Annotated in this window: 14 protein-coding genes; 10 read left to right on the forward strand and 4 right to left on the reverse strand. The window is 67.7% G+C overall.

Going from position 1 to position 15,983, the window contains the following annotated elements:
• Positions 1-2 precede the first annotated feature (2 nt).
• On the forward strand, positions 3-767 hold the full coding sequence (locus NUW51_RS09885; RefSeq protein WP_265587350.1) for a TIGR02186 family protein: 765 nt from the start codon (positions 3-5) through the stop codon (positions 765-767).
• Positions 768-859: 92 nt separating this feature from the next.
• The gene (locus NUW51_RS09890) at positions 860-2,548 is read left to right on the forward strand and encodes an ATP-binding protein (RefSeq protein WP_265587351.1); all 1,689 of its coding nucleotides are present in this window, start codon (positions 860-862) and stop codon (positions 2,546-2,548) included.
• Positions 2,549-2,708: 160 nt separating this feature from the next.
• Here the strand turns inward: NUW51_RS09890 and NUW51_RS09895 are convergent, their stop codons facing one another.
• Entirely contained in the window at positions 2,709-4,037 is a 1,329-nt protein-coding gene (locus NUW51_RS09895; RefSeq protein ID WP_265587352.1) for a M23 family metallopeptidase, read from the reverse strand.
• A gap of 176 nt (positions 4,038-4,213) precedes the next feature.
• Between NUW51_RS09895 and NUW51_RS09900 the strand changes: the two genes are divergently transcribed.
• The 6 genes from NUW51_RS09900 (at position 4,214) to NUW51_RS09925 (ending at position 10,810) form a co-directional block, all read left to right on the forward strand.
• Positions 4,214-6,769, forward strand: a complete 2,556-nt coding sequence (locus NUW51_RS09900) for a helicase-related protein (protein ID WP_265587353.1) — start codon at positions 4,214-4,216, stop codon at positions 6,767-6,769.
• Positions 6,770-6,804: 35 nt separating this feature from the next.
• On the forward strand, positions 6,805-7,053 hold the full coding sequence (locus NUW51_RS09905) for a S4 domain-containing protein (protein WP_265587973.1): 249 nt from the start codon (positions 6,805-6,807) through the stop codon (positions 7,051-7,053).
• A 112-nt stretch (positions 7,054-7,165) separates the two neighbouring features.
• Positions 7,166-7,504 (forward strand): ferredoxin FdxA, encoded by a 339-nt coding sequence (gene fdxA / locus NUW51_RS09910; RefSeq protein WP_265587354.1) that lies wholly within the window; start codon positions 7,166-7,168, stop codon positions 7,502-7,504.
• A gap of 111 nt (positions 7,505-7,615) precedes the next feature.
• Positions 7,616-9,328, forward strand: coding sequence for a DUF4261 domain-containing protein (locus NUW51_RS09915; protein WP_265587355.1), 1,713 nt, complete (start codon positions 7,616-7,618; stop codon positions 9,326-9,328).
• 74 nt (positions 9,329-9,402) lie between these two features.
• Positions 9,403-10,242: a MipA/OmpV family protein gene (locus NUW51_RS09920; RefSeq protein WP_265587356.1), complete on the forward strand. Its 840-nt coding sequence runs from the start codon at positions 9,403-9,405 to the stop codon at positions 10,240-10,242.
• Between the two features lie 55 nt (positions 10,243-10,297).
• Complete coding sequence (locus tag NUW51_RS09925) at positions 10,298-10,810, forward strand: EF-hand domain-containing protein (RefSeq protein ID WP_265587357.1); 513 nt, start codon at positions 10,298-10,300, stop codon at positions 10,808-10,810.
• Between the two features lie 91 nt (positions 10,811-10,901).
• Here the strand turns inward: NUW51_RS09925 and NUW51_RS09930 are convergent, their stop codons facing one another.
• From NUW51_RS09930 to NUW51_RS09940, 3 genes are all read right to left on the reverse strand, one after another.
• The gene (locus tag NUW51_RS09930; RefSeq protein ID WP_265587358.1) at positions 10,902-12,938 is read right to left on the reverse strand and encodes an alpha/beta hydrolase family protein; all 2,037 of its coding nucleotides are present in this window, start codon (positions 12,936-12,938) and stop codon (positions 10,902-10,904) included.
• A 150-nt stretch (positions 12,939-13,088) separates the two neighbouring features.
• A complete protein-coding gene (locus NUW51_RS09935) occupies positions 13,089-14,159 on the reverse strand; it encodes an Hcp family type VI secretion system effector (protein ID WP_265587359.1) in 1,071 nt (356 codons plus the stop codon).
• A 31-nt stretch (positions 14,160-14,190) separates the two neighbouring features.
• Positions 14,191-14,403, reverse strand: a complete 213-nt coding sequence (locus NUW51_RS09940) for a hypothetical protein (protein WP_265587360.1) — start codon at positions 14,401-14,403, stop codon at positions 14,191-14,193.
• 171 nt (positions 14,404-14,574) lie between these two features.
• Here NUW51_RS09940 and NUW51_RS09945 point away from each other — a divergent pair, with 171 nt between their 5' ends.
• Positions 14,575-15,297: a response regulator gene (locus tag NUW51_RS09945; RefSeq protein ID WP_265587361.1), complete on the forward strand. Its 723-nt coding sequence runs from the start codon at positions 14,575-14,577 to the stop codon at positions 15,295-15,297.
• A 65-nt stretch (positions 15,298-15,362) separates the two neighbouring features.
• Positions 15,363-15,983 carry a TetR/AcrR family transcriptional regulator gene (locus tag NUW51_RS09950; RefSeq protein WP_265587362.1) on the forward strand — a complete coding sequence of 207 codons (621 nt, stop codon included), beginning with the start codon at positions 15,363-15,365 and terminating at the stop codon, positions 15,981-15,983.

Below are 15,983 nucleotides of genomic sequence, written 5' to 3' on the forward strand. Positions count from 1 at the left end.
CGATGCGGCGGCTGCTCCTCCCCCTCCTGTGCTGGCTCGCCTTCACCGGCGCCGCGACACCGGCTCCCACGCTCGTCCCGGACGTCTCGGCGCGCGAGGTGCAGATCCGCACCAGCTTCACTGGCGCCCAGCTCCTCCTGTTCGGCGCCATCCTCTACCCCGGCGGCGAACCGCCCGAGGAACCCGCCGACATCGCCGTCGTCCTGCGCGGTCCCGCCGAGCCCTTGCTCATCCGCCAGAAACAGAAGATCGCGGGCATCTGGATGAACGCCGATGCGCACCGCTTCCGCTCGGTCCCCGGCTTCTACGCCGTCGCCAGCTCGGCCCCGCTCGACCGCCTGCTCGATGAACGCACCGCCGCCATCTACGAGCTCGGCCCCGAGCATCTCCAGCTTTCCCCCGGCCCCGGCGCGGCCGCCGCCACCATCCGCACCTTCGAATCCGGCCTCGTCGAGCGCCGCACCCGCGAGGGGCTCTATGCCAGCTACGAGGACGGCGTCGAAATCTCCGACCGCGTCCTCTACCGCGCGCGCATCCCCATCCCCAGCCGCGTTCCGGTCGGCACCTATACCGCCGAAACCTTCCTCATCGCCGATGGCCGCGTCCTCGCCGTCGCCACCCGCGAGATCGAGATCGGCAAATCGGGCTTCGAGCGCTTCGTCGCGCTGGCCGCCCAGCGCCGCCCCTTCCTCTACGGGCTCGTCGCCATCGCCGTGTCGCTCTTTCTCGGCTGGTTCGCCGCCTTCGTCTTTTCGCGCCGAACCTGACCTTTTTGAAAGGCGTGTCTAACCGCCTCTTAACTGCTATGAGCTACAAAGCGGAAAAACTTCACCTGCGTTAAGAAAAGGCGGAACGGGGCATGAGCGACCAGTCGAACCTCAACGATTTCCTGAGCGAACTCAAAAGCTATGCCGATGGCGAGGCGCCCGGCAGCGCCGCCGACGGCCCCATCGTCCAGCACGAAGCCATCGGCCAGGTCGCCGAGATCGCCGGCTCCTCCTCGGCCATCGTGATCGACCCTGCGCGGCTCCACCAGCTCGCCGAAGAGGACGATCCCGCGCTGCGCCTCTCGGGGCAGGTCGGTTCACAGGTCAAGGTCGGCGTCGGCAAGAACTGGCTCATCGCCAACGTGCGCACCATGCGCGCGGGCGAGGGCGGCACCGTCCTCGCCAATGTCGACTTCCTCGGCGAAGGCAATCGCGAAAGCGACGGGCGCCTGTCGGGCTTCAAGCGCGGTGTCACCCGCTTCCCGATCCCCGGCGCCGAAGTTTTTCCCGTGACCACGCGCGACCTTCGCAGCGTGTTCGCCGCCGATTCGCGCCCGCATATCGAGATTGGCACCGTCTATCCGACCGACGACATCCGCGGTGCGCTCTATGTCGACCCCATGCTCGGCAAGCACTTTGCCGTCCTCGGCTCGACCGGTACGGGTAAATCGACCTCGGTGTCGCTGATCCTCCACCGCATCTGCGATGCCAGCCCCGAGGGGCACATCGTCATGATCGATCCGCACGGCGAATATTCGGCCGCCTTCAAGAATCACGGCGAGATCTTCAACGTCGACAACCTCCAGCTGCCCTACTGGCTGATGAACTTCGAGGAACATGCCGAGGTCCTCCTCACCAGCGACGGCACCGAGCGCCAGCGCGACGAGGACATTCTCGCCAAGATCCTTCTGGAAGCGCGCAGCCGCAACAAGATGGCCGACCAGTTCGGCAAGGTCACCGTCGACAGCCCGATCCCCTACCTCCTCACCGACCTGAACCAGATCCTCGTCAACGAGATGGGCAAGCTTGATCGCGCCGGCGACGCTACCCCATACAAGCGCATCAAGAACAAGCTCGATGAACTGCGCGCCGACCCGCGCTTCACCTTCATGTTCTCCGGCATGATGGTGTCCGACACCATGCACAAGTTCATCGCCAAAATGTTCCGCCTGCCCGCCAATGGCCGCCCAATCAGTATCGTCGACGTCTCGGGCGTGCCGTCCGAAGTCACCTCGACCGTGGTCAGCGTGCTCGCGCGCATGGTGTTCGACTATGCCATCTGGAGCCGTACCGAGACGCTGCGCCCCATCCTCCTCGTCTGCGAGGAAGCGCACCGCTACGTTCCCAAGGAAACCGACACCGGCAAGGGCCAGGCCGTGCGCCGCATCCTCGAACGCATCGCCAAGGAAGGCCGTAAATATGGCGTGTCGCTGGGCCTCATCACCCAGCGCCCGTCCGACTTGGCCGAAGGCGTGCTGTCGCAGTGCGGCACCATCCTCTCGATGCGCCTCAACAACGAGCGCGACCAGGACATGGTGCGTGCCGCCATGCCCGAAGGCGCGCGCGGCTTCCTCGACGCCATCCCCGCGCTTCGCAACCGCGAGGTCATCGTCTGCGGCGAGGGCGTCAACATTCCGATCCGCGTGTCCTTCGACAATCTCGAGGCCGAGAAACGGCCCGCCTCGTCCGACCCCAGCTTCGCCGAGATGTGGCGCGACGTCGGCGACGAGGAAGGCATTATCAGCCGCGTCGTCAAACGCTGGCGCGGGCATGGGAAGTGAGTCTGCGCGGAAAGTCCGGGGGACTTTTCGCGCGCCTCACCACGGACCGGGCTCCGGTCCGGGCATCAAGACAAGAGCGCCGGGCTCGATGCCCGGCTTTTTTGTTGGTCCGAGACCGCGCGCGGCAGCACGCCCTCATTCGTTGGAACCCGCTCGCTGACTAGCCGACCGGTAGCGCCCGATATTCTTCGAGGCGCGCCTTGAACGCCGCCAGCGCCTCGCCCGACAGCGTCGCGCGCTGGACCGAGCCGACGCCGCGCGGATCGACCGCGCGCCCGCCCTGGTGAACCTCGTAATGCAGATGCGGGCCCGTCGACAGGCCGGTCGAGCCGACGGTGCCGATGACATCGCCCTGCGCAACCCGCGTCCCTGCGGCGACCGAAAGCCGCGCCATGTGGCTGTAGCTCGTCACCGTCCCGTCCTCATGGCGGATGCGCACCTGATTGCCATAGCCACCGGCGCGCCCGGAGCGGATCACCACCCCGTCGGCCGCCGCCTGGATCGGCGTGCCGCGGGTCGCGGCAAAATCGATCCCCTTGTGCATGCGCTTGTAGCGCAGGATCGGGTGCCGCCGCATGCCGAAGCCGGAGGAGATGCGCGCCGCCACCGGCCAGATCATGCCTTCGGCCTCGCCGCCCAGACGACCGGCATCGAGCCAGCGCGTCTCGCCGCCGACGCTCCACTGCAGCATCTCGACATCGCTCGCCCCTACTCGGTCGAGCCCGGCATACAGCAGCCGTCCGGCATTGGCCTCGCCATCCTGGCTGGCACGCTGTTCGATGACGAGGTCGAAGCGGTCCTCCGCGCCTACCTCGCCGACATCGACCGCACCGCCGATGGCCTTGAGATAATCCTGCGCCGCACGCGCGGAGACGCCCGCGCCGCGCAATGCCCAATAGAGCCCGTCGCCCGCACGGCCCGACACCCGCAGCGGGGTGACCGTCACGCCGATCGCCTCGCGCCGCACTGAAAAATCGCCTGCCGCCGTGCGCTCGAGCGTCACCGACAGATCATCGCGCGGCTTGAGCGTCAGCGCCTCGAGCGGACGCATCCCGCCCCCGCCCGGCTTACCCAGCCTGATGTCGACCCGCGTGCCCGCGTGCACCGGTCCACCGGCCGCCGCGCGAACCGCGTCCGCCGCCGCCTGTGCATCGCCGCGCGTGACACCCGCGCGCCTGAGGCTGGCGGCGAGCCCGTCGGCCTCGCCGACCCGCGCCACCAATTCGCGAAACGCCCGCTCGGGCGCCGCTTTCAACATCGTGACCGCGCGTCCGGCGACCATCCGCCGCCCGGACAGCGCCCCGCGATCCGCGCTCGACACCCCCGCCGCCGCCAGTTCGGCGGCCATGTCGGGTCCCGGCACGTCGGCGCCGTCATCGGCGAGCGCGGCGGAAAATGGGGCTGCCGCCATCAACGCCACGCCCGAGACGAGTGCCAGCGCACCGCCGGCAACCCGCCAGCCGCGCCGCTTTCCACCCGTCTCCCGCATGTGATGCGCCATGTCCGTTTATCGCTCCCAAGCCATGCCCGAGCCGCGCGCGCGACTCGTCTCAGCCTCCCTTATGCACCCTCATGGTTAAGATTGCTTAATGACAAGAGCATGGCGCGCCATGATGCGCGAAAGACACTCTTGCATCGCTGCCTCCGCTCCATCATGCTGACCTCATGTCCCGGTCGGATGACGGCCTCGTACGGGCCATCCTGGGCCCCACCAACACCGGCAAGACCCACTTGGCGATCGAGCGGATGTGCGCCCATTCATCGGGCGTCATCGGCTTCCCGCTGCGCCTGCTCGCGCGCGAGGTCTACGACCGCGTCGTCGCCATCAAGGGCGAGAAACAGGTCGCGCTCGTCACCGGCGAGGAACGCATCGTCCCGCCTACCGCGCGCTACGTCCTGTGCACCGCCGAATCGATGCCCGTGCCCAGCGACGAAGCGCTCCCCGGCGATCCGGGCGACCTGCCGCGCGATTTCGCCTTCGCCGCCATCGACGAGGCGCAGCTCGGCATCGACCCCGAGCGTGGTCATGTGTTCACCGACCGCATGCTGCGCGCGCGGGGCCGCGAGGAAACCCTGATCCTCGGCTCCTCCACCTTGCGCCCGATCATCGAGGAACTGCTCCCCGACACCGAAATCGTCACCCGCCCGCGCTTCTCCACCCTCTCCTATGCGGGGCATTCCAAGCTCACCCGCCTGCCCGCCCGCAGCGTGATTGTCGCCTTCTCCGCCGAGCAGGTCTACGCGCTCGCCGAGATGCTCAGGCGCTTCAAAGGGGGTGCCGCCGTCGTCATGGGGGCCCTCTCGCCCGCCACCCGCAACGCACAGGTCGACCTCTTCCAGCGCGGCGAAGTGGACTATCTCGTCGCCACCGATGCCATCGGCATGGGCCTCAACATGGACGTCAAGCACGTCGCCTTTGCCGGAATGAGCAAGTTCGACGGTGCCCGCCGCCGCCGCCTCCACATCCATGAAATGGCCCAGATCGCGGGCCGCGCCGGGCGCCACCAGACCGACGGCAGCTTCGGCAGCCTCGGGATCGAGGAGGACGACGCCTCAAGCTTCACCGACGAGGAAATCCACGCCATCACGGGGCACCATTTCAAGCCCCTGTCCAACGTCTTCTGGCGTAATGCCGACCTCGATTTCACCGACGTCACCGCGCTCATCGCCAGCCTCGATGCCAAGCCCGCCGACCCGATGTTGCGCGCCGCGCCGCTGTCGATCGACCTCGCCGTCCTCAAGCATCTCGCCGAGGATCCGAGCATCGCCCATCTGAAGGCGGGGCAGGCGCGCCGCCTCTGGTCCTGCTGCGGCCTCCCCGATTTCCGCAAGGTGGGCGCCACCCACCATGCCCGCATGGTACGGCGCATCTACAGCTACATTTCCGATGGCGGCCATATCAGCCAGGACTGGTTCAACGCCGAGGTGAACCGGCTCGACCACGTCATGGGCGACATCGAAACGCTGGCCGACCGGCTCGCCGGCATCCGCAGCTGGGCCTATATCGCCCAGCGCTCCGACTGGCTGAAGGACCCGCCGCGCTGGGCCGAACGCACCCGCGAGGTCGAAGCCCGCCTGTCGGATGCGCTCCACGCCGCCCTCACCCAGCGTTTCGTCGATCGCCGCACCGCCATGCTGGTGCGCGACATCGGTGCGTCGGGCGCCGACGCCCTCCCCGTGACCGTCGCCGCCGATGGTGAGGTCTCGGTCGGCCCCGAGCCCATCGGTCATCTCATGGGCTTCGAGTTTAGCGTCGATCCCACCGCCCGCGCCCATGACAAGCGTCTCCTGCTGGCCGCCGCCGAACGCCGCTTGGGCGAGGAACTGGCGCGCCGCGCGCAAAGCCTCATCGACGGCCCCGACAGCGCTTTCAAGCTGATCGAGGACGGCGACCGCCTCGGCGTCGGCTGGGATGGCCAGCTTCTCGCCCGTCTCGCCCCCGGCCGCTCGCTGACCGAGCCCGCGCTGCGCACCGTGCGCGCCCTCGATCGCCTCTCGGCCTCCCAGCGCAGCGCGCTGCGGGCTCGTCTCGAACAGTGGCTCGACCGCCAGATCACCGCGCATCTCGCGCCGCTGCGCCGCCTTGCCGATGCCGCCGCCGATCCCGAGACGCCGGGCAGCGTGCGCGCCATCGCCGCCATGCTCGCCGATGCCGGCGGCCACTTGCCGCGCAAGAGCCTCGCCAGCGCCATCGCCGCGCTCGACAAGCCCGCGCGCTCGCGCCTCCATGGCCTGCGCGTCCGCCTCGGCCCGCTCGACGTCTTCGTCGCCACCCTCATGAAACCCAAGGCGCAGGAATTGCGCGCCATGCTCGCCGCCATCCGCGACGGCACCAGCCTGCCCGCGCTCCCCGACCCCGGCGCCTCGGTGCTCGAGGATACGCCCGACCTCGACCGCACCGGCGCCGCGCTCGCCTATCGCCGCCTCGGCCCGCAGTGGCTGCGCATCGACCTCGCCGACCGGCTCGCCGCCCATGCCATGGCGTCCAAGGGCTCGACCGCCGACCCGCTCGACGTCGCGCTCGCCACCTCGGTCGGCCTCCATGACAAGGCGGTGCGCCGCCTCATGGCAGACCTCGGCTTCCAGCCCGGCAAGGCGGGCTATGAATATAAGGGCCGCCGCGCCAAGAAGCCGCACCCCCATGCGAAAAAGCACCGCCGCGCCAAGGCCCCGCGCCCGGGCAACGCCTTTGCCGACGCGCTGAAAGGTTTGAAGCGCTGAACCCCACGCTCCGCCTCGATACGCTCCTCACCCGCCTGCGCCTCGTCAAGACACGTGGCCAGGCGCAGCGCCTGATCGACGAAGGGCATTGCCGCATCGACCGCCGCCGCGCCGAGAAATCCTCCTGCCAGGTCGCCCCCGGACAGGTCCTGACCGTCCCCGTCCATGGCGACGTGCGCGTCATCGAGATCCTTGACCTCCCCGTGCGCCGCGGCCCGCCCTCGGAGGCCGAAGCCTGCTATCGCCGTCTCGACGGCACCGGCCGAACGATCCCGCTGTACTAGCGTCGGCGCGCCTATTGAAAATGCGAACCACTCGCATGAACCGCTTGGCCGTTGACGCCTCGCTCCTGCCTTGCTTAGCGAGAGGAAACGACCGTCCAATCAGGGAAATGCCATGACCTATCTCGTCACCGACGCCTGCATCAAATGCAAATATACCGACTGTGTCGAGGTCTGTCCGGTCGACTGTTTCTACGAAGGCGAGAACATGCTCGTCATCAACCCCAACGAATGCATCGACTGCGGCGTGTGCGAGCCCGAATGCCCCGCCGAGGCGATCCTCCCCGATACCGAGCCCGACACCGAGAAGTGGCTCGAGATCAATTCAAAGTTCAGCGCCGAATGGCCCAACCTCACCACCAAGAAGGACGAGCTGCCCGAGGCCGACAAGCACAAGGGCGAAGAGGGCAAGTTCGAGAAATATTTCTCGCCCGAGGCCGGCGAGGGCGACTGAGCCCGGCCTGCCATCGCGGCATGACGAGAGGCGGCCCGGCGTGGCCGCCTTTTTCATGCCTGAAATCCGCCGTTAACCGCGCCTTGACGCCTTTTTCGTATCGAGGGCGGCATGATCACCATCCTCTTCTCGCAGCCCAAGAAATGCCCGGCCTATGCGCTGGCGAAGACGCTCGCCGACCAGGTGCCGCCCTTCACTTGGACCATCGGCGAAGACGATACCGGCAGCGAGGCCTATACCCCGCGCTACAGCCCGCCCCTGCTGCTTGCCGGTCGCGGCGGCGGCACCACGCTCTTCATGGATGTGCGCCAAGTGCACGGCGATGAACCCGCCCTGCCGCCGCACGCCCAGCGGGTCGTGGTCAATCGCCCGACCACCGAGGATGACGGCCTTGCCGAGCGCGTGGCGCTCATCGCCGCCCTCACCATGGCCTTCGCCGACCGCGACCATGCGCTCCTGCGCGTGCCCGGCAGCGACCATTGGCTTACCGTCGAGGAAAGTGCCAAGCTCGCCGAACTCGTTCTTGGCGGCGAGGCGATCGCCACCCTTTCGCCCGCCATGGGCCGCCCCGCCGATGCCCTTACATCTCTCGCCCCCGCGCCCGAACCGACCCCCGCGCGCGCCCTGGAAACCGGCAATGGCAACCCGCCGGCCCCCGGTCTCGGCCACAGCTCCAACCTGCGCGGCATGCCCTATGACGACCGCGCCCCCGCGGTGCGCGGCGCGATCCTCGGCGCCAATGTCCTCGGCCTCGCCGCCAACGAGAAAGGCTTCCTCGACGTGCTGCGCGAACAGGACGGCCTCGCCAGCATCTACGACTTCAGCCAGCTCCCCGTCTTTCACGATGAACAGGTGCGCGCCGACCGGCTGCCCACCCTCGTCCTCCTCGCCAACCAGCGTCTCGCCCTCGATGTCGCCAAGCTGACCGAAGGCCTCGGCGTCATCGATCCCGAGGGCGGCTGGACCGTCACCGCGACCGACAGCGGCCTCACCGCCCATGGGCGCGACACGGTGATCACGCTCGCCAACCACGCCTTCCCGCTCCCCGCCTATATGGTCGAGCTCGGCCTCGACCGCTCGCTCGGCGCCACTGAAGGCGAGGCGATGAGACGCCTGCGCCAACACACGCACCACGTCACCCTCAGCGCCGACGTGGACCCGACCAGCGCCGACTGGACCGCCGTGCGCGAGACCGCCAAGGCGATGGTGATGACGATGGCGATCGCGCATATGCCGCAGGGCCCTGGCGGCAATCTCGTCGGCGTCTACAATGCCGCCACCGCCAGCTTCTTTACCGACGACATGATCCCCGACCTCGTCGGCGCGCTGGCGCAGGGCGAAGTGTCGATCAAGACCTTCATCTGGCACGCCTTCCCCTCGCGCGAGGACGGCCGCATCTCCATTTCTTCGGCGGGCATGCTGCCCTTCATCGGGCGCGAGGTCGAAATCCTCGATGCCCCCGGCGACATCCCCCATGTCGGCGAACAGCTCAACATGATCGAACGCTACCTTCTCATGAAGGGCCCGGTGATGGGCGATGGCGACACCATCAAGACCGAAGAGGACGCCGAGCCGCTCGCCCGCGCCTTCCACGCCATGAGCGACGCGCATGGCCGTGCCGAGCCGGTCCCCGTCCTGCGCTTCGAGATCCGCGGCCCCGACGGGCGCTGGCGCCCCCGCCACGACCCGCCCCGTGGCGACGCCCCGCTCGGATCGGGCGGCGGCATCGCCCGCCCCGCACCCGCCGCCGACCCGGCACCTGCACCTGCACGCCCCACCTTCGGCCGCCGCGCCCCCGGCGGCTTCGGCCGCAAGGGGCTCTGACCCCCGCCGTCTTTTTCGGAACCGCAACGAGCCTCGACCGCTTGACCCCCTGAACCAAAAACTCAGGGGACCCCATGCGCCTTTTCGCCATCCTGCCGCTCGCCCTCCTCGCCACCCCAGCCCACGCGCAGGTCGCCGAGGCCGAACCGCAGATCCCCGACATCGAGATGCCGAGCCGCTCGGTCACCGTGGGCGTCGGCCTTCTCACCGGTCCCGATTACGAGGGGTCGGACGATTATCGCCTCATCCCCGGCGCCGCCTTTCGCGCCGATCTCGGCGATGTGGAAATCCTGACTCGCGGCCTCAAGCTCTACGTCGATGTCATCCCCGACAGCGACGCCAAGGTCGCCTTCACCGCCGGGCCCATCGCGGGCGTGCGCTTCGGGCGCAGCGACAATGTGAAGGACGAGATCGTCGCGCTCCTCCCCGAAACCGGGACCGCGATCGAAATCGGCGGTTTCGCGGGCGTCCAGTTCAAGCAGCTCACCAATCCCTATGACAGCCTCACCGCCCGCATCGACGTCCTTCACGACGTCAACGGCGCGCACGGCTCGACCATCATCTCGCCCGCCGTCGATTTCTCCACGCCCCTGTCGCGCAGCGCTTTCGCCAGCCTCGGGGCCAGCATGGATATCGTCCAGGACGGCTATATGGACACCTATTTCGGCGTGCCCGGGCCAGCTGCGGATTTCGACCTCCTGCCCGAATATGATCCCGACGGCGGAGTGAAGTCGGCCACTGCCACGCTCGTCACCGGCTACAGCCTCGAAGGCGATCTCAGGCGCGGCTGGGCGCTGTTCGGACTCTTGTCCTACACCCGCCTCATGGGCGATGCGGCCGACAGCCCGATCGTCGCCACCCGCGGTTCGGCAAGCCAATGGTTCGGCGGCGCGGGCATCGGATACAGCTTCTAGTCAGCTTGCCTCCTCCCTGTTAGCCTCGCGCTCAATCAGTCAGGGAGAATCATCCATGTTGCTTACCGCCATCACGCTCGGCCTCGCCGCCCAGGCGGCCCAGCCCGCCGCCGCCGCGCAACCCGTCACCCGCGACGGCTATGCCCAGATGCTCGACCGCCGCTTCGCCAATCTCGACGGCAATGGCGATGGCGAGCTCGCCCCCGACGAGGTGCAGGCCGCCGTCGACCGCCGCAATGCGCGCGTCATGGCCAATGCGCGCGAGCGCCTCGCGGCGCAATTCGCCCGTCTCGACGCCAACTCGGACGGCAGCCTCAGCCTCGACGAATGGCAAGCCGGCGCCCCCAAGCCGCGGCTTGCCGACAATGATCCCGACGAGGCCATCGAACGGCTCGACAGCGACGAGGACGGCACCGTCACCCGCGCCGAATATCGCGACAACCAACTCGCCACCTTCGATCGCCTCGACAGCAATGGCGATGGCCAGCTGACCGTCGCCGAACGCCGCGCCGGCGCCGCCGCCGCTGCCCCCGCCAACCACAACGTCCAGCGCTCGAACCGAAACTAGGCTGGACCCCGCGACCCCATGGAAAAGGGGGCGCTTCCTTGTCCGGGAAGCGCCCCCTTTCCTATTGCCGCCATATCGGCGCTCTCCGACCTTATTCGAAGATGCTCTCCGGCAACTCGACGCGGCTCGCGGGCAATGGCGCATCGCGGTCGCCCGTCATGAGATAGGTGTCGAACCAGCGCATCATGCGCAGGTTATAGTCGTACTTGGCCGCCGCAAGGCGATTGCCATGCCCCTCGCCCGGGAACAGCACGAGACGCACCGGCGTGTCTGGCTGCCGCACCTTGATCGAGCGATACAGTTCGTAGCTCTGGCTCGGGCTGACGCGCGTGTCTTCCTCGCCGTGCATGATCAGGATCGGCGTCCGGGCCTTGTCGACATGATAGATGGGCGAGACCTCGAGCATCTTCTGCCAATCGTCCCACGGCCAGGCGCGCGAATGGACATTGTACATCTCGTAGGGAATGTCGGTCGTGCCGAACTTGCTGATCTGGTTCGAGATACCGACGAACATCACGCTCGCCGCATATTCGGCGCTGTCGTGCGTCGCGCCCCATGCCGAAGCGTAACCGCCATAGCTGCCCCCGGTGATCCCGGTACGGTCGCCATCGGCGATGCCGTCGGCGACTAGCGCGCGCTTGGCATCGACGAGGTCGGTGAATTCGGGATCGGTGTAATTGCCCTGGTGCTGCTTGGAAAAGGCCGTGCCATAGCCTGTCGACCCGCGATAGTTGGGCAGGAACACCGCATAGCCCTTGCCCGCCGCCACCTGGCCCGGGCCGCCGTAATTGGTGACCCAACCATTCGATTCATGCGCCTCGGGACCGCCATGCACGTCGAGGATGAGCGGCGCACCGCCCGCCGGCGCACCACCGACCGGCTCGACCAGCACGCCTTCGACCTGCTGGCCATCGCGCGCGGTATAGGTGTAGGCGCGCTGGGCACCGAAATCGATCTCGCCGAGCCAGTCGTTCGAGTTGGTCCAGCGGGTGAAACTGCTCCGCGTCAGGCTGAACAATTCGCTCGGATGCGTCGGCGACGAGGCGCGCACGACGATCGTCGAGCCTTGGGCTTCGACCGCCGAGAGCGCGAGCCCCTCGGCTGCCACTTCGCGCTTCATCGTGCCGGTCGGGCCGTAGATGCGCAGCGCGCTGCTGACGCCCTTGTGGATGACCGCGGCCATGTCGCCATTGCCGAGGAATTCGACGTCCACCGCCGCTTCGGCCGCGCCTGCATTCAAGGCGCGATAGTCACCCGTGGCGACATCGACGAGGTGCAGCGTGGTCGCCGCCGGATCGTTCATGTCCACCCCGGCGATCAGGCTCAGCGTCTTGCCGTCGGGCGAAATCTCGACATCGCCGATCTTGCCCGGCGTCTCGACCACCGTCACCCCGCCGGTGGCGAGGTCGACGATGTTGATCCGCTGCTTCACATAAGTGTCGTCGACCTGCGGCGTGGGCTGGGTGCCGACGATCATGAAGCGCCCGTCGTTCGACACGTCGAAATCGTTGACGAAACCGGGCAGCGCGATCTGCGCCGGCTCGGCGTCCAGCTCGGCATCATCGAGGGTCGCGCGGAAGAGGCGCGGCGCGCGAGCCTCTTCTTCATAGACGATCGAGGTGAAGCCCTTCTTCGATTCCTTGTCGCGCTGCGTGTCCTCGCCCGCGCCGACTAGCATGTAGACCGTGTTGCCATCGGGGCCCCAGACGAAGTCGCGCACATTGGTGCCCTCGACCGCTGCGATCTTGCGATACGAACCGCCATCCAATGGCACCGCATAGACGCCGGTCTCGCTATCGTCGTCGCCCTTGTGCGTGAAGCCGAGCCATTTTCCGTCGGGCGAGAAGGCGATATTGCCCGCGCTCATCCCATAAGGAAGATAGGCCTTGGCCTCGCCCGGCGCGGTGGCGACCATCAGCTGACCGACATAGGCTCCATTGTCCTCGCCGCCGAGGATGTCGGGCGCGCCGCCGAGCGAATAAGCGACTTCGCCATTGAGACCGACGGCGACCTGGCCGACCGATTGCAGCACGGCCACATCCTCGGGCGTCATCGGGCGCGCCAGCGCCGGGGTAGCGGTGATCATCGCGCCCAGAGCGGCGGCAGTGGTAAGGCGAATAAGGGTCAAGGCTCTCTCCTTGGCTGACCGGGTTCGTTTCGGGCGCCACCCTAACCATCCGCTGCGCAAAGGCAATCGCCGCCCTTGGGCGGTGCCGGAACCATGCGAAAAGGGCGGCGCCGTTTGGCACCGCCCCTCGTCGGTCACGATCTGGCGCGCTCAGCGCATCAGGTCGGGGCTGGCGACATCCACCTTGCGACGGGTCGGGCGCGCCGCGCCGCTATCGACCTCGGCCGCGGTCTCGATCGTGGTGCCGTTCTGGCTGGTCTTGCCGCGAGCACTGCTTTCGCCCGGGATATCGTCGATCTTGAGATAGCCGGTCAGCGCGGGCTGCGGGCCGGTCCCCGGCGCCTGCACCTCGTCGGCGGTCTCGACGGTGGTGTGGCCGTTCTGGCTCATTTCCTCGTCTTCGCCGACCGGCTTCTTTCCGTTCGCGATCGAGACCTTGGCGCGGCCTGAGCGATCGCCGCTTTCCTGCGCATGGGTGGTGTAATCGGCATCGCCCTCGGTAGGACGGCTCGCCGCCCGCTTGGCCTGGACGGCAGGCAGCAGCAGCGCGGCTTCGTCGTCCTCGTTCACCGGCTTCTTGCCATTTTCCACGGCGACCGAGGCGCGGCCGCTGCTGTCCTTGTTCGCCGCCTGCAACGCGGCGATGTCATACCAGACTTCATGTTCGTCGCCCGCCTGCGGGGTTTGCGGCGCCTGGACCTCGTCGGCCGTCTCGACCGTCGTGTGACCGGCCTGGAGCAGCGCGCCGGTGGCACCGTCGATCACCCGGACATGGCCTTCGGCGCTCTTGACGATGATGTCGGGGATGCCGTCGCCATTGACGTCGGCGCTCGCGGTCTGCGGGCTGCCGGTGGCCGCCTCGGGTGCCAGCACCTCGTCGGCGGTCTCGACGGTCGTGCCATTTTGCACGAGGCCCGCGAGCGCGCCCCAGCCGATCTGGCCCATGTCGATTTCCTCTTCGTGCGGCGTCGTGCCCGCCGCTGCACTGCCGCCGTCCGCCTCTCCGAGCGCGGCATCGGCAACCGCGCCGAGGCCCTTCTGTTCGGCGACGTCGCGCGCCTTCTTCTCGACGATTTCGCCCGCCGCCTTCTTGAGGAAGTCGAAGGGACCCGCCGCGCTCATGCTCGCGGCATGGGCGGGCTGGCAGGCAAAGCCCGCGACGCTCGCCAACATGGCGGCGGCAATGGTCTTAATGGCGCTGTTCTGGATGATGTTGGTCATGATACCTCTCTTTGAAATCCGTGAAAAAATGTCAGCGGCCGACGCCATGGTCGGGAGCGGCATCGGCCGCCGACGGGACGGGGAGCATCGCGAACCGGTCCGCATCGGGATACGCGGGGTTGGACTGGGGGAGTGCCCCGAGCGAACCGGTCGCGAGGATGAGCATGACGCATCCCAGACCCGACAGGCCGGCCAGCCCGCGTTGGCGGACCGGGACCTTGGAGGTGGCAGCGATGGCGATCATTCTCTTGGCTCCTCGAACATTCGCGGCCGCCTCGTTGCGACCGTCGAAGAGCCTTTTCGCCCCGCCCCGTCAGCGCCCCATGTTTTTGGAGCAGCGATCTTGTTTCAATTGTTTCAGGCTTGTATCACGTCCCAAAGCGGCTAGCCTTTGGCGCTGAGTGGGGGACGCGTGATGAGCGAGGACGGCAAGGCATTCCACATCGTCTCGGTCGACGACGAGGTCGAGATCGGCGCGCTCATCAAGCGCTACTTCGAAAAACACGGCCTGCCCGTCTCGACCTGTGCCTCGGCCGCCGAATTTCGCGACCTCGCCGCCAGCCGCCCCGTCGACATCGCGCTGCTCGATATCAACATGCCGGGCGAGGACGGGCTCTCCATCGCCCGCGACCTCGTCAAGCGGGGGACATGCGGCATCATCTTTCTCACCGCCGACAATGACGATGTCGACAAGATCGTCGGGCTCGAGCTGGGTGCCGACGATTATATCACCAAGCCCTTCAATCCGCGCGAACTGCTCGCCCGCACCCGGGCGTTGATGCGCCGCCTGTCGAAGGACGGCGAGGACGCGAGCGCCACGCTGGGCAGCGAGATCGCCATCGGCACCGCGCGCCTCAATCTCGACACGCGCCGTCTGTTCGACGCCGAGGGCAAGGAAATCCCGCTGACCGCGATGGAATATGATCTCCTCGCCGCCTTCGCGCGCCATCCCAACCAGATCCTCAGCCGCGACCGCCTCCTCGACCTTGCCCATGGCAAGGAGGACAAGGCCTTCGACCGCTCGATCGACACCCGCATCGTGCGGCTGCGCAAGAAGATCGAAGTGGACCCCGCCCACCCCCGCGCCATCCGCACCGTGCGCGGCATGGGCTACCGCTTCTGCCCGGGCGAGGGTTGAGCCGCCTGTCGTTTCGCCTGCGCAAAAAAGGGTGACACCACCGCACGCGTCCCTAAATAGGACGCATGGTCCAGTCGCGTAGTAAAACCACTCGCGAGCGCGTGCTCGCGGCCACCACCGACCTCCTCATGGAGCGCGGGATCGCGGGCGTCACGATCAAGGACATCCGCGACGCCTCGGGCGTGTCCAACGGCTCGATCTTCCATCATTTCGGCTCAAAGGACGGCGTCGTCGCCGAGATTTTCGCGCGCGAACGGCTCGCCTATCTCGGCAGCGTGGCCGACGCGATCATCGGCCATGAGGGCGATCCCTGCGATGCCTTTGGCGAGGGCGCGCGCGCTGCGCTCCACTGGCAGGTCGCCCATCCCAACCGTTTCTCGCGCCTCGTCTCGGCCTTCAACGAAAGCGACTGGCTGCGCGAGAATGGCGACATCTGGCGCGAACTTGCGCACGAGATCGAAAATCCCGTCATCGAATGGGCGCTGCCCCATTTCCAGTCGGGCCGCCTGCCGCTGCTTCCCGCCACCTTCTTCCAGTCCTTCATCACCGGCGCGACCGAGCGGCTGACCCATGGCTGGATGACGCAGCGCCTCGACCGCACCCCGACCGATTTCGCCGACGAGGTCGCGCTGATGACCGCCGCGGGATTGAAGGCGCTGCGCGAGGCCCAGGGCCAGAAGCGCTAG

The organism is Sphingomicrobium arenosum (assembly GCF_026157085.1).
GTDB classification, from domain to species: Bacteria; Pseudomonadota; Alphaproteobacteria; order Sphingomonadales; family Sphingomonadaceae; genus Sphingomicrobium; species Sphingomicrobium arenosum.